This is a genomic window from Pseudomonas antarctica, assembly GCF_900624995.1.
Lineage (GTDB): Bacteria > Pseudomonadota > Gammaproteobacteria > Pseudomonadales > Pseudomonadaceae > Aquipseudomonas > Aquipseudomonas antarctica.
Genome location: NZ_UYXQ01000016.1, coordinates 36,077 through 49,682 on the forward strand (window position 1 = coordinate 36,077; position 13,606 = coordinate 49,682).

Sequence of the window (13,606 nt, forward strand, 5' to 3'; positions counted from 1 at the left end):
GGTGCCTCTTGCGTTTTGTAATTGTATACAAGTGGTTTCTAGTCAAAGTGTATTCACGGCGAGCGGCGCAGGTCAATGCATTTTATAAATGCGCCTTTACGTTCGTCGGAAGCGCTTTTTTCGACGTATGGAGCGTTTGTTCGAAAATATTGTATACAAAAACAAATGTCATTGTGTTCTATTTGTTTAATCTGGCATCTGATCAAACAGACCTCCACCGCTTTCTCAATAACAAAAGAAGGACGGCACCATGAGCGCTTTAACCTTGAAACTCGCCACCCAACTGGCCAGCCAGGCCCTCACCGCAGGCCGCACTATTTCAGCCGCACCGCTGACCATTGCAGTGCTCGACAGCGGCGGGCACTTGGTCACCCTGCAACGCGAAGACGGCGCCAGCCTGCTTCGCCCGCAAATCGCCATCGGCAAGGCCTGGGGCGCGATTGCCCTGGGCAAGGGCTCACGTTTGCTGGCACTGGACGCCCAGCAGCGCCCGGCGTTTATCGCGGCGTTGAACAGCCTGGGGCAGGGCAGCGTGGTGCCGGCGCCGGGCGGGGTATTGATTCGGGATCAGGCGGGCGCGGTGCTGGGGGCGATTGGGATCAGTGGGGATACGTCGGATATTGATGAGCAGTGCGCGATTACGGCGATTGAGGGGGTGGGGTTGTTGGCGGATGCCGGGGTGTCTGCCTAGCCTTCGGTGACTTTTAGGGCCTCTTCGCGAGCAAGCCCGCTCCCACATTTGACCGCATTCACACATATAAATGTGTGAATCCAATCAAATGTGGGAGCGGGCTTGCTCGCGAAGGCGGCGACTCGGTCTCGGCTCTATACCCACACCGCATCCCACAGTGGATAGTCGCCAATCCGTTCTACCAATTTGGCCCGCAGTGGGTTGGCCACCACATACCTGGCCATTTTGACCAAGTCTTCTTCCTGGCGCAGCGCGCGATCATGAAAGCTTGTCTGCCAAAGCCGGCCTTTGCGGCCTGTGGCGCCGTTCACCGTTCGGGTGCTTTTGGACTTCACTTGGCACAGCAGATCCCCCAGCGAGCCTTTTTGTAGCTCGATCAGCCAGTGAAAGTGGTCAGGCATCACCACCCAGGCCAGGGAGTTAGCCAGCCCTTGGTACTGGGCCAACCTGAATTGCCAGACCACCAGGCGACCCAGATGAAAGTCACTGAATATCGGTATGCGTTCGTGGGTGTTGGTGGTGATCAGGTAGATGCGGTTCGGTTCGCTGAACCGCCCGACGCGCAGGCGGTGTGAGGTCGCTAGATCAGGCATTCCTTGGCCTCTCTTCAGTTGGGGTTCTGAGAGGCTAGATCCTGGTGGCTGATGCTGATCGGCAGGCTTTTGGCAGGATATGTCTGGGAGGGCGCTATCGCGGGCAAGCCCGCTCCCACAGTGGTTTTGCGGTGTTCATACATAGTGTGTCTGGCATAGATTCCAATGTGGGAGCTGGCTTGCCTGCGATGGCCACACCACGGTCTATCAGTCCGGCTCACACCCCTTCAACACCAACCGAATAATCGTCTGCGCCGCCGCTTCATAATCCGCCTCATCCAGCTTGGCTTTCCCGGTTACCGCCGATATCTGCCAATCAAAATCGGCATACGTCTGCGTCGCCGCCCAGATGCTGAACATCAGGTGATTGGGGTCAATCGCCGCGATCAGGCCGCGGTCCACCCAGCTCTGGATGCAGTCGATGTTGTGCTTGGCCTGGGCGTTCAGTTGCTCGACCTGCTGGCTGCTCAGGTGCGGCGCGCCGTGCATGATTTCGCTGGCGAATACTTTGGAGGCAAACGGCAGGTCGCGCGAGATGCGGATTTTCGAGCGGATGTAATTGCTCAGCACCACCGCCGGCTCACCGTCGGGATTGAACGGCGTGGACGCCGCCAGGATCGGCTCGATAATACTCTCGAGCACCTCGCGATAGAGGTTGTCCTTGGACTTGAAGTAGTAGTAAACGTTGGGCTTGGGCAGCCCGGCCTTGGCGGCGATGTCGCTGGTTTTGGTCGCGGCGAAGCCCTTGTCGGCAAACTCCTCGCTCGCCGCCCGCAGGATCATTTCTTTATTGCGCTCGCGGATGGTGCTCATAGACCAGCAGTTTCCTTGCCTAGACAGGCGGTTGCGCATGGTAGCACCGGCTTCACACAGCGCTCAAGAATGCAGGCGCAGCCTGTGCACACCGGGCGTTGCAGCTGACTTTGTCTGCGTTGATGCTGAACGTATCCACGGTAGTACAGGCACCGGCTGGGCGCGTTGCTGGCGCTCGGATCAGCGACGCGGCCAATACGGTCGCCGTTCAGCCCAGTATTGGGCGTTCGAGTGAGAAACCGTTGAGAAAAGCAGGCGACGTACGTTCGCCTGAGTCATAGGCAGCGTTGCTGCTGGTCGCGCTGTCGATTGGCCTGGGCATACACTTCGTTGGCGGCGCCCGCAAAGGCAGGCCAGTGCCAGCCCGGTGCCAACGTGATCGAAGTGGTCGACCGCGTGCAGCAACGGCTGCCCACGTTACGCGCCAGCCTGCCGGGCAACTTGAACGTGGCGGTGCTCACCGACCGCACCCAGCCCCTCCGCGCCTTGGTTACCGATGTGCAGTACGAGTTGGGGCTGGCGATATTGCTGGTGGTTAACGTGATCTCGCTGTCCATCGCGCTGGGTGGGTTGTTTTCGTTGCCGAACCGCATTTGGACGTTGGGCCCGGCGTTGGCAGAGACGATTTTTGAGGGCGGTGCGCAGGCGGCGGTCAAGCAGGCTGCGGCGAGTTATGACCAGATCGCGGTGAATTATCGGGGCACGGTGCTCAGTGCGTTGGCAGAATGTTGAGGACAATTTGTCGGCGATCAACCATCTGCAAACCCAGGCTGATGCCTTCCAGCAGGCGTACCAGCGCAATCAGCAGTTGTTTGGCAGCCAGGAGGCGCAGTTGCGTGTGGGCACCGTTAGTCGGGAGGCGGTGCTGATTCGGAGCCTGGGCGGCGGGTGGCAGGCACCCTGATTAGCTGATACATCGCAATCCAACTGTGTGGCTTGCCTGCGATGGCGGCCTGTCGGTTGGCCGGGTTGCCCACGGATTCAAACCTGCGTGCGGCCAGCGTGGTTAACGGGGCGACTCAGACCAAGATCAAAAACAGATCAACAGCAATCCTCCGTGCAGTAGAGAGACCTCTATTCCCTCCCGGTCGCCGCGTTATATTCGCGGCACTTGAACTGCAGGATGAACGCGTCATGGCAGGAAGCCGTTTGCTGGTACTGATCGACGACATCGCCGCCGTCCTCGACGATGTGGCGTTGATGACCAAGAGGGCCGCCAAGAAGACCGCCGGGGTGCTCGGTGATGATATGGCGCTTAACGCCCAGCAGGTCTGCGGGGTTCGTGCCGAGCGGGAAATCCCGGTGGTGTGGGCGGTGGCCAAGGGCTCGTTTCTCAACAAGTTGATCCTGGTGCCCGCGGCACTGTTGATCAGTGCGTTTGCACCGTGGGCGGTCACGCCGTTGTTGATGTTGGGCGGCGCTTATCTGTGTTTCGAGGGCTTTGAAAAGCTCGCGCATACGTTCTTGCACAAACGCACCTATGAGCAGGCGCATCGGGTCGAAGCGGTGGTGGATCCGGCGACTGATCTGGTGGCGTTTGAGAAGGACAAGATCAAGGGCGCGATCCGTACCGACTGCATCCTTTTTGTCCACCGCTTTGAAATGCACAATACGCTGTCCTTTCCTGCCCGCTAAACAGCGCCAGCCCCTGGAGGGCGAAGCGTCGACCGAGCCATTTCAAGTATCTCTTCACGAATCCTCATTAGGTGCGTCCGGGATAGTCGACTTAGCAAGTTCGCGCCCGTTTCTATGGCAATCTTGTACGTTAGGTTGCGCGCTGCATGCGGAGAATGAAAGTGCGACTGGCTTCAAATCACTTACGAAGGCTTGGAGGTTTTTTACGGCGTAACACCACAAGCAGACGCACCAGTAGGTACGCCACGGCAAATTTGGTCGCACGCCGTGGCTTGCATCGGTCGGCGCGTCTTGAGTCGCTTCGCCAGTTATCGAGTCATCTGTGACTGGCAATATACGCATGTAACTCACTAAGACCTGCGCAGGGATCATGACCTGCGCGTCTGTGTTGAAGCATCTGGGCCGATGTTTGCCCCCTGATGCATCAGCGGCCCTAGAGCGGTGTCATGACTTACCCATCATAGAATCGAAGGTTTTCAAAAGGTTATCCATTGCTGCCTTACAATCGGCTTGCTTGGGTGTACTTGCTCGCAGGGCATCGAGTGCCCTATCAATTGCTTTGTCCAGCACATGCCAATCACTGGCAGCGCGGGGTTTAATTCCTGCTTCGGCAGAGTCCCATGAGGTTTCTAGATCCTTGATGCGAGCTTTTGCTCCAGCGAGGTCGTTTTTTTCGGTGAGGCTGGAAGTATCCGCCGCGATGGTTCGGAACTCAGATAGGTCACCCAACTTTGAAGCAGACTGGGCAGATGCGCTGACGGGGGTGGGCTGTATTCCAGAGGCGACATTATCGGAAGGTTTCGAGCAGCCAGCAGCGATGCTCAGCAAAAAAATAGACGACACGATACCGACTTGACGGATCATATTTTGAAGAGTTGGCATGAGAATTCCTTGATGGTTTTTTGACCAGTTATTGATTTACGGATTTACGGATTTACGGATTTACGGTTACTCACACTTATTTGTGCGACCCCTACCAGAACGACAATTACGCACAAGAAAATTGCGCTCGTCCAAGCAGCCCCCATGCCAAGGCCACCATAGGTCTTAGCTTGAGTAAGCAAGTCGCCGAGAGAGGCGCCAAAAGGACGGGTCAGGATGTAAGCCAGCCAAAAGGTCAGCACCACGTTGCCACCCAAGCGCCAAGCCACCAGAGTGGCGGCAATAAGCGCACCGAAAATAAAAACACCAAGGGTGAAACCCAAACCCAGCGCTTCGGTGGCTAGATCGCCGGCTGCTGTGCCAAGCGCAAAGGTGCAAAGTACGGTCGTCCAGTAAAAAAGCTCCCTTCTAGGCGTGACAATTTCACGAATCGACAGGTTTCGCTCGACCTTGTACCAGACTAGAAAGTTGATCGTCAGCAGTACCGCAAAGAGCGCCGTGCTGGTGTATAGGCTGATAGCTAGCATGTCGGTCATGACGTCGGTAATCTGTGTCCCGACAATGCTTACGAGTACCACTGTTAGCCAGTAAATCCTGGGCGAATAAGCCTTGGTATTGAGCTGGAAATACAACGCTAGCATTAGTAATGCGGCCATGCCGATGGAAGTCCAGGCAGCTCCTAAGCCAGCGTTTACTGACAGAAAGTCCGCCCCTGTTTCCCCCACCGTAGTGGACAGTATTTTTATGACCCAGAATGACAATGTCACTTCAGGTACTTTGTTGAGCCATCCGGCTTTGTCGAGATTCATGTGATGACAGCCTCTTTTGATATGCGCTGAGCTTATGTAAAGGCGAAGTTAGATAGCGGAATTTTTCTGAGGTTGAGCGAATACAGATCCGTCGCCGCCTTTTAAAGTTTTAAACCCTGTGTAATCTGGTTATACATCCTGACTCTTCTGTGGTTTCTGGTGTAGCCGCCTAGTGAGGAAATCGTTCCACTTTGAATATGGTCTAGATAGCGAAATATTTTCCGGGGCGATATAAATCTAATTTTATAATCCAATTCGGTCATCCTATCCTGAAGCTCATAGCCTGGATTGCGTTCATCCATTTGAAAATGCAAGCCGTGCTTTTTGATCAATCTTACATTCCACAGGGCGCAAAAGCTTTTTAGGTGTTTTTCTATATAGGGTTTCGGCTCCCTCGATTTTATGCCAAGCGCTTTAAGACTGCGCCTGGTGTAATGTTTAAAAAACCGTGATGATACTCTCCAGGCCGAGCGAAAAAAGCCTCTGTTCAGCTGCTCTAAGCATCCAACGGCTGCCACGCCTTGTTGTTCGGCACATTGCGCGAGCATCATGTTAAAAACGTCAAGGTCATAAATGAAAGTGTCGGTATGCAAAAGAAATACATATTCCGTTTCCACGAAACCTAAAGCGAGATCAAGGGCTCGGCCATGAGCAATATTTCCAGCTTCAGGATACTCTGGTTTTCGCTCAATTAAGTTGATCCATTTTAAAGCTCGAAGATACTCTGTGCTTGAATCCCTAGAGTCGTTGTCCACCACATAAACAGAAATACCTTTTTCTTTCACGGTATCTTGCAGGAGCTGGAGGCATTTCCTGGTCAGCTCAAGCGACTTGTAGTTAACCAAAGCGATGCTGTAGTTTGCCTTTTCTGGGTGGTGATCTTTCATAGCCAACTAACTCTCGAATTTGACGGCCTTTGTTATAGCGAGCAACAGCCAGCGAAGCCGCCCTGCTACCCTCCATCGAAAAAGTATACTTGTCCAACTCTTAGACTTTTACATTGGGTGTGCACAATTAAACCGCCATAAAAAGACAGTGTCTCTTGTTGCAGATTTTTCCCTGTGGAGAACTCAATGCCTAGCTATTTGCTTTAGGGCATTTATTCTTTATTTATTCTGTGCCTGGGAGCTTATAATTCAGTTCCCTTGCAGATGAATTTTTTGACAGGTTTGTCGCTATGGGAGTGGTTGCTCCCCCAACAATCGTCGCAATCCTATTGGTAGGCGAAAAATTCAGGATGTAACTCTGAAACGAAAGCAGGTCAAAGACCTGCTGACGTGCATAGCGGACAATCCAAATACAGGGATATCAGGTGAGCCAAGAGACAGGCAAGCAATCGAATGGGTTGCTCGCCGAGCGACGAAAGCTTTAGATATGGATACAGGCTCTCAAGCGTTTTGTGCTTTACCTATCAAGTCCACCCGGCATCCAGGCCGGGCATCGTGCACCTGTAGGGACATGTCATGTAAACGTGCTACAGCTGAAACCATACTTAAGCCCAGGCCATTTCCTGGCGTATGACGGCTGGACTCTGAGCGGTAGAGTCTACGGAAAACCGCTTCCCGTTCCTCCTCCGGTATTCCGGGCCCAGGGTCACGGATACTGATTCCACAGTTGTTAGAGTCTGCCGAGACTGTTACTTCAACGTCACTTCCGTCCGGTGAAAACTTGATGGCGTTATCGATGAGGTTGCAAACCGCATCAAACAGTAACTGCGAATCGCCCATTACTGTATCGACTCCCTCGCATGGCTTGAACACTAGACTCATACCACGCTCATCAGCGAGAGGTTCAAAGAGCTCAACTGCATCAGCGCAGATTTGATTGAAACCAACAAGGGTAAAATTACTGCGTCTAGCACTGCCTTCTATTTCTGAAATGCGCAGCAGTGCCCGGAAGGTTTGCATTAGGCCTTTAGCATCCTCAATGGCTGTATCGATAGCGCTGGCGTACTCTTTTTGCGTCAAACTACGCCGTTGTGCACGTTCCAATCCAGCGATCAAGCGAGTCAGCGGTGTTCGCAAGTCATGAGCAATATCATCGCATACACCTTTGACTTCACTCATCAGCCGTTCAAGTGCATCCAGCATGCCGTTTACCACGCCGGCAATACGGTCAATATCGTCGTTATTTCCCCGTGTAGGCAAACGCCCACTCAGATCGCCCTCCACAATTATTTTTATGGAACGGCTAAGTACGTCTAGACGACGGCGAGCAGATACGCCTAATGCAATCGCTCCTAGTAGTCCAACTACTATAAGTAGTGAGCCACCTGAAACTAGAGCATTGACCAAAAGTTCGTCAAACTCACGAATATCGTGAATATCCTGGCCGATCAGAAGAGTGCTTCCATCATCCAGTTTGTGAACAAGGTAGCGGATAGGCCGATCATGCCCGTTAGCTTTATCCCAGAAAAATTCCGCTGGCTTATCGTATGCACTGAACGTAGGTAGGGTTGATAGCGCCCCCGCAATCGTTGTACCAGCAGAATCGAATAGCGTATAGGGGAGCCGCCCTTCGGGGTCTTGTTCCGTATGTTTAAGTATTTCTGTACGTCGTAGCGCAGGCTCTTGGGCGGTTTGGCGGTCTACCTCTCGATGCAGTGCAGTATCCACCTCTGAGATCAGATATCCGGTAGTCTGCCAATAAATATAACCAAATAACGCAAAAAACGAGCATCCAAATAATGCCAGGAACATAAGGGCTGTTCGAAAGCTGATGGTACGTGGAATCTCACTCAGGCGAACGTAGGACATAACCAGCCCCCCGAATGGTTTGGAGCATTGGAGAATCGCCCTCGCCATCAATCTTATGACGCAGGCGACCAATATGAACATCTATCACATTGGTGCGGTCGTCATAACTATAGTTCCAGACAGCCTCGAAGAGCATGGTTCGCGTGACGACTTGCCCGGCATGTTGAGCGAGATACTCTAGTAACGCGTATTCACGAGGTAATAAGTCAATCTGTCTTTCGCCTCGGCGCACTGAGCGTCGTAGCAGGTCAATTTCCAGGTTCCCAATGCGTAATCGACTGTCTCGATTTGCTGCGCTAGGAGGTGCCCTTCGGCGATTCAGAGCATCTAGTCGAGCAGTCAGCTCAATGAACTCGAACGGCTTGGTCAAATAGTCATCGCCTCCTGCGCGAAGGCCTCGAACCCGTTCATCTAAAGCGCTGAGCGCACTGAGAATCAGAACCGGTGTGGTGATGCCGGAGGCGCGCAATGCGGTGAGCATACCTAGGCCGTCAAGCGCTCCAGGTAGCATGCGATCAAGAACAATGATGTCGAAGGTATCGCTAATGGCTGCTAACAAGCCTTCACGACCATTGTTTACAAGGGTCACGTCAAAGCCATGGTCTTGAAGTGCAGCCTCGATCTCCCGCGAGGTGACGGGATCATCCTCGATAACCAGTACGTGGGTCATAGGCGTCGCGCTGAGCTCCTGGCTTGAAATTAATAGGCCGATGTAAATCAAACGACCCCTTTGATGGCATAGTGTTACAAGCCAGTCTATACACTGAGCTTCCGACAAAATGAAAAAAAATTTATTTAAGTCTTTGCGAGGTTTGAGTGCGTATTTTAGTCATTGAGGATGATGCCCGTACCGCTTCATACCTAGTGCGAGGACTCGGAGAGAGCGGACATGTCGTCGATGCCAGTGCAGAAGGTCGTGACGGGCTCGCGATGGCGCTTGAGGGTATCTATGACGCTTTGATCGTTGATCGATGCCTACCGGGTATGGACGGTTTGTCGTTGGTTCGACAGTTACGCAGGGAGGGAATGCAGACGCCAGTATTGATGCTCAGCGCCTTAGCCTCGACCCAGCAGCGAGTTGAGGGGCTTGAGGCGGGTTGCGACGACTACTTGGCGAAGCCCTATGCCTTTGTTGAAGTATTGGCGCGACTGGAAGGGTTATTGCGACCTAGAGATCAGCAGCCTGGTAAGGCGAGTACCTTGTGTGTTGGCGAACTGTGCCTTGACTCTGCAGCTCGGCAGGTAACATGGATGGGGCGAACGATATCCCTTGCTCACCGCGAAACCTTGATTCTAGAAAAACTCATGAAACATTGTGGTGAGGTTGTTACTCGCTTGATGCTACTTGAGAGTGCGTGGGACTATGAATTCGATCCAAACGACAACGTTATCGATAAACATATTTATCGCCTACGTCGAAAGTTAGATGATGGATTTGGAATTTCGCTAATTGCTACCATTCCTGGTGCAGGCTACTGCCTCAACGTATCGACAAACTTATCTGAAGCTCCTGCTCGATAGTAACCTGAATCGAAGCCGCTGGGTGGTGAAATGCTTGCGCATCATTAGAACAGCTTTTGTGCTGCCGACCAATTACTCGGATTGTCGGTGTACCCCGCAACCCGAGCAGGTCGTTTTGACCCTTTTAAAGGATTAGTCCTACTGCCACACGGCGAGTAAGCGACTCTGGTTATGCGTCCTTTCGGCAGTTTTCCCGACTGCACTTCATGGCACTTAAAGCGCATGATCGAGTAGTCGGCTGCTAATGAATTTGATGAGTAGAACGTCCTATCAATTCGAACGTGCGACATCGTTGGACGCCGCTTTTTGATTGCTGGCAACGGCGGTTGCGTGTTCAGACTTTTGGTAGGTTGTCATTGCAGACGCTCTTGCGGCCTCCATCTGCGCCATTACTTTATCGCCACCGCCTTCTGCCATCGCAGCTACAGAGGCACTCATCAAGGTTACGATCAAAAGAGCTTTCAGGGTTTTCATGGCAAATCTCCAGTTTTTAGGTTTAGCCATCAAAATGTTTGCTGGCTTGGGCTAATACTGAAGCTAGGGGCATTTCACGCTCATTCCCGAAAAATGAATTTTTTGACAGGTGGGTTACTTAGGCTTGTTCTGTGTAACCCTTATATCCTGGGCATCACTTCTTCCGACCACTATCTGCAGTCCAAGCTAATGAGACCGCAATGTAGAAAGGGCCCTGGCTGACTGCCGCGAACGGACGCTACCTCGCCTTGATGCTGTTGTTCGCCGCCATTTCAGAAGTGCCTTATCGCTACATCAGCCCCCCGGGATCATTCAACGTGTTGGTTACCCTGGCATTAGGGCTGTTGATTGCGTGGGGATTGCAATATCGCACCTTGTTGAGCGGCGCTACGGCGTTGATGGCCGCCGCAGTTGCCTACGTGCTGGATGATCCACTGATGTATGGCTTCTACGGAGCACTCCTTCCAGCGGCGGTCTTGTTAGCGATCAAGAGCCTCGGTGTTTTTTGGTTGCTGCCAGCGGCTCTTTGCCTGTCGAGCAATACCCGCAGCAGCATCGTGACCAGGGCGATGGACTTGGAAATCTATTCATTGTTGGCTTTGAGCTCCGCGTTCGCGGCTCCCCTGATCGGGCTCTGGCTTCTGCGTCAGACTTTCACCTTCAAGGTCTGGCCGGTCGGCAATGGGGCTACTGGTTCTATCCGGGCCATCTTGCTGCTTTGCAAGCTCTGCGGCTTCTGATCTGAGGGAGGTCAAAATCAGATGGTGGGAGCCTGGTGCTTATTAAGCATCGATGTCTGTTAATCAGGGAGTTTTAAATGAATTGGTGTCTGGACGCGCCGAAGAAATCATTTGTATTCGAGGGTCGGTCGAGCAGGAGCGCTTTCTGGTATTTTCAGTTGGTTGATAATGTAATTACAGGGGTATTCATAGCTCGTCGCTGGTGGTTTTTTGAAGATTCGATAAAAACTGCCTTGGGTATTGGCTTGGGTTACTTGCTGCTGACGCTGCCAGCCAGGGTCACTCTGTTATGCCGTAGGCTCACCGATAACGGCATTAGCCAAGTCAACTCGTTCTGGACGTTGTTGCCTTTTGTCGGGTCGCTCTTCTGGGTTGGTTTTGGGTTATACCCGGGCGCTAAGGAACAACCGGCTAGCCGCTCTGTGGGTACGTCACGCACTGCTGAGTGATTGTTGGAGCAGAAACAAAAAAGCCACTCACTTAGGTGAGTGGCATTTTCGTATCTGGATGGCGTTTACTCGGCGATCTGCAACTTGCGCGATTCTGTATAAATGTAGCGTACCTTTTCATACTCAAACGGCGAGTTCATCTGCCCGTAGCGGAAGCTGGTCTGGTAGCGTTTGTCGACGGCACGCAGGGCCCATATTTCCGGATGGTTTTCGCTGACCTTGGACACGTTGAGGAAGTTGATTTCGGTTTCGGCACCGTAGTCGACGATCAGGCCGGTGGTGTCGCGCAGGTTTGACGGACCGAAGATCGGTAGCACCAAGTACGCGCCGCCGGGCACGCCGTAGAAGCCCAGGGTCTGACCGAAGTCTTCGCTTTGGCGCGGCAGGCCCATTGCGGTGGCCGGGTCCCACAGACCGGCGACGCCGATGGTGGTGTTGAGCAGCAGGCGCCCGGTGGTTTCCAGGGAGCGGTGGCCCTTGAATTGCAGCAGGCTGTTCAACAGGTTGGGCACATCACCCAGGTTATTGAAGAAGTTGCTCACGCCGGTGCGCAGGAAGCTCGGCGTAACATAGCGGTAACCGTCAACCACCGGCAGGAACACCCATTGGTCGAAGCGGTAGTTAAAGTGGTATACGCGGCGGTTCCACGACTCCAGCGGGTCGTACACGTTGAGTGCGGTCAGCGATGAACGCTCGAACTCGCGCTGGTCCAGGCCCGGGTTGAACTTGAGCTTGGTCAGCGGCTCCTTGAAGCCGTCAGCGTCAACCTTGACCGGTTCGTGCGCCTTGCTGTTGTCGGCATTGGCGACGCCCGCGCACATCAGGGCAGCGAGCAGCAGAAGATATTTAGCCACGGAAGAACTCCAGCATGGCGTCGGCGTTGACGCGGTAATTAAGGTTGCCGCAGTGGCCGCCCAGCGGGTAGACGGTCAAGCGATCGCCGAAGGTTTTACGCAGGAAACCGAGGTCGCCCGGGCCGAGGATCACGTCGTCGGCGTTGTGCATCACGGCGATTTTCGGGCTGTCGTGCAGGTAGTCCTTGAGCGCATACAGGCTCACTTGATCAACCAGTTGCAGCAAGCTGCCGCCATCGGAGCGCGCGCGCCACATCGGAATCACTTGTTCGGTGAGGTAGCAGTCGAAGTCGCATTGCAGCGCACGCTTGAGGAACGGCGTGAGGCTGGTGCCTTCAGTGATCGGGTATTTAGGCGGGATGATCAGGCCGCGTCGGTTGATCAGGTCCGAGGTGAAGGCAATGTCGGCCGCCGAGAAGCGGAACGAGGTGCCGATCAGCATCGCCATCTGTTCGTTGGTCAGGTGCTGCTTGGAGTTCTGGAAGTCGTAGAGCAGGGCGTCATTGAGGTCGATGTAGCCCTTTTGCTGGAAGTAACGGGTCAGTTTGCTCAACACCAGCTCATAGAAGGTGGTGGTGTTGTTGATGCCCTTGACCTCGGTCTGTACCAGCTTGTCGAGGTTGGTGATCGAGGTGTAGAGGTTGACCGGCGGGTTGAGCAGCAGCACTTTCTTGAAGTTGAAGCTGCGACGGGTCTCGTCGAGCTTGCTGACAAATGCCGCATCCAGGGCGCCCAGGCTGTAGCCGGTGAGGTAGAAGTCGGTTACCGGCAGCGAGGCGTTCTGTGCGCGCACAGCTTGCATCACGCGGTACATGTCTTCGGCGTCTTCTTGGGTGATACCCGGCGTGGCGAAGCGCGAGGCGGCGCTGATGAAGTCGAAGCTGGTCGGCGACGACAACTGCACCACGTGGTAGCCGGCCTGGTAATACAGTTTTTTCAGGTATTCGTTGATGCTGCTGTCAAAACGCGCACCGGTGCCCGCGATCAGGAAGATCAACGGCGCGGCGCGGTCTTGCTTGGCGATGCGGTAGGTGAGTTTCTTCACTGCCCAGAAGTTGTCCGGCAAGCTGAATTCGCGCTCAGGGCGCATGTTCAGGGTGTAGTCGGACTGGTTGATCTCGTCGTTGGTCGGTAATTTGGGCCGAAGGTCCGGCGGGGTGGTGGCGATGGTCGCTTCGAACGGGTTGGTCAAAGGGTAGCCATAGGTGGCCTGGTCGATGTCGACGGCCAGTGCTGACGCACTCAAAAAAAGGCTGCCGAGTAAGGCAGCACAGCGCAAGGAACGGAGCATGACTTAATCCCTAAGAGGAAACGTGCTGAATGAAGTTCGCAGGCTATGACCACCGCGTTGCCACCGAAGTGCCAGCTTTCGGCACGAAAAGTCGGAAA

At 53.9% G+C, this 13,606-nt stretch carries 14 protein-coding genes and 3 pseudogenes; 7 read left to right on the top strand and 10 right to left on the bottom strand.

What is annotated here, in order from left to right; genetic code table 11:
- The first annotated feature begins 250 nt into the window (after positions 1-250).
- Positions 251-691 (top strand): GlcG/HbpS family heme-binding protein, encoded by a 441-nt coding sequence (locus E0F99_RS12390; RefSeq protein WP_083359385.1) that lies wholly within the window; start codon positions 251-253, stop codon positions 689-691.
- Between the two features lie 134 nt (positions 692-825).
- Here the strand turns inward: E0F99_RS12390 and E0F99_RS12395 are convergent, their stop codons facing one another.
- On the bottom strand, positions 826-1,284 hold the full coding sequence (locus E0F99_RS12395) for an REP-associated tyrosine transposase (RefSeq protein ID WP_083359384.1): 459 nt from the start codon (positions 1,282-1,284) through the stop codon (positions 826-828).
- A 207-nt stretch (positions 1,285-1,491) separates the two neighbouring features.
- The gene (locus E0F99_RS12400) at positions 1,492-2,097 is read right to left on the bottom strand and encodes a TetR/AcrR family transcriptional regulator (protein WP_083359383.1); all 606 of its coding nucleotides are present in this window, start codon (positions 2,095-2,097) and stop codon (positions 1,492-1,494) included.
- Positions 2,098-2,451: 354 nt separating this feature from the next.
- On the opposite strand from E0F99_RS12400, the pseudogene E0F99_RS12405 reads away from it, so the two are divergent.
- From E0F99_RS12405 to E0F99_RS12415, 3 pseudogenes are all read left to right on the top strand, one after another.
- Positions 2,452-2,649: pseudogene (locus E0F99_RS12405) on the top strand (efflux RND transporter permease subunit); the annotation flags it as partial.
- 6 nt (positions 2,650-2,655) lie between these two features.
- A pseudogene (locus tag E0F99_RS12410) lies at positions 2,656-3,001 on the top strand (TolC family protein); the annotation flags it as partial.
- Between the two features lie 230 nt (positions 3,002-3,231).
- Positions 3,232-3,681: pseudogene (locus E0F99_RS12415) on the top strand (DUF808 family protein); the annotation flags it as partial.
- 495 nt (positions 3,682-4,176) lie between these two features.
- On the opposite strand, the gene E0F99_RS12420 reads toward E0F99_RS12415, so the two are convergent.
- The 5 genes from E0F99_RS12420 to E0F99_RS12440 all read right to left on the bottom strand — a co-directional run bounded on the left by E0F99_RS12420 (position 4,177) and on the right by E0F99_RS12440 (position 8,849).
- Positions 4,177-4,614, bottom strand: coding sequence for a hypothetical protein (locus tag E0F99_RS12420; protein ID WP_083359381.1), 438 nt, complete (start codon positions 4,612-4,614; stop codon positions 4,177-4,179).
- A gap of 44 nt (positions 4,615-4,658) precedes the next feature.
- The gene (locus E0F99_RS12425) at positions 4,659-5,423 is read right to left on the bottom strand and encodes a COG4705 family protein (protein WP_083359380.1); all 765 of its coding nucleotides are present in this window, start codon (positions 5,421-5,423) and stop codon (positions 4,659-4,661) included.
- Between the two features lie 101 nt (positions 5,424-5,524).
- Positions 5,525-6,310, bottom strand: coding sequence for a glycosyltransferase (locus E0F99_RS12430; RefSeq protein WP_083359379.1), 786 nt, complete (start codon positions 6,308-6,310; stop codon positions 5,525-5,527).
- 501 nt (positions 6,311-6,811) lie between these two features.
- The gene (locus E0F99_RS12435) at positions 6,812-8,179 is read right to left on the bottom strand and encodes a sensor histidine kinase (RefSeq protein WP_232000105.1); all 1,368 of its coding nucleotides are present in this window, start codon (positions 8,177-8,179) and stop codon (positions 6,812-6,814) included.
- Positions 8,157-8,849 carry a response regulator transcription factor gene (locus E0F99_RS12440; protein ID WP_017850090.1) on the bottom strand — a complete coding sequence of 231 codons (693 nt, stop codon included), beginning with the start codon at positions 8,847-8,849 and terminating at the stop codon, positions 8,157-8,159. The genes E0F99_RS12435 and E0F99_RS12440 overlap by 23 nt, the downstream gene beginning before the upstream one ends.
- A 146-nt stretch (positions 8,850-8,995) precedes the next feature.
- Here E0F99_RS12440 and E0F99_RS12445 point away from each other — a divergent pair, with 146 nt between their 5' ends.
- Positions 8,996-9,700 (top strand): response regulator transcription factor, encoded by a 705-nt coding sequence (locus tag E0F99_RS12445; RefSeq protein WP_083359377.1) that lies wholly within the window; start codon positions 8,996-8,998, stop codon positions 9,698-9,700.
- Positions 9,701-9,970: 270 nt separating this feature from the next.
- Here E0F99_RS12445 and E0F99_RS12450 read toward each other — a convergent pair whose 3' ends face one another.
- Positions 9,971-10,174, bottom strand: a complete 204-nt coding sequence (locus E0F99_RS12450) for a co-regulatory protein PtrA N-terminal domain-containing protein (RefSeq protein ID WP_017850088.1) — start codon at positions 10,172-10,174, stop codon at positions 9,971-9,973.
- A gap of 251 nt (positions 10,175-10,425) precedes the next feature.
- Here E0F99_RS12450 and E0F99_RS12455 point away from each other — a divergent pair, with 251 nt between their 5' ends.
- Entirely contained in the window at positions 10,426-10,914 is a 489-nt protein-coding gene (locus E0F99_RS12455; protein ID WP_232000170.1) for a TraX family protein, read from the top strand.
- A 77-nt stretch (positions 10,915-10,991) separates the two neighbouring features.
- A complete protein-coding gene (locus tag E0F99_RS31105) occupies positions 10,992-11,363 on the top strand; it encodes a DUF805 domain-containing protein (protein WP_083359376.1) in 372 nt (123 codons plus the stop codon).
- A 65-nt stretch (positions 11,364-11,428) separates the two neighbouring features.
- Here E0F99_RS31105 and E0F99_RS12465 read toward each other — a convergent pair whose 3' ends face one another.
- Positions 11,429-12,217 carry an MlaA family lipoprotein gene (locus E0F99_RS12465; RefSeq protein ID WP_083359375.1) on the bottom strand — a complete coding sequence of 263 codons (789 nt, stop codon included), beginning with the start codon at positions 12,215-12,217 and terminating at the stop codon, positions 11,429-11,431.
- On the bottom strand, positions 12,210-13,508 hold the full coding sequence (locus tag E0F99_RS12470; RefSeq protein WP_083359374.1) for a serine/threonine protein kinase: 1,299 nt from the start codon (positions 13,506-13,508) through the stop codon (positions 12,210-12,212). The genes E0F99_RS12465 and E0F99_RS12470 overlap by 8 nt, the downstream gene beginning before the upstream one ends.
- Positions 13,509-13,606 lie beyond the last annotated feature (98 nt).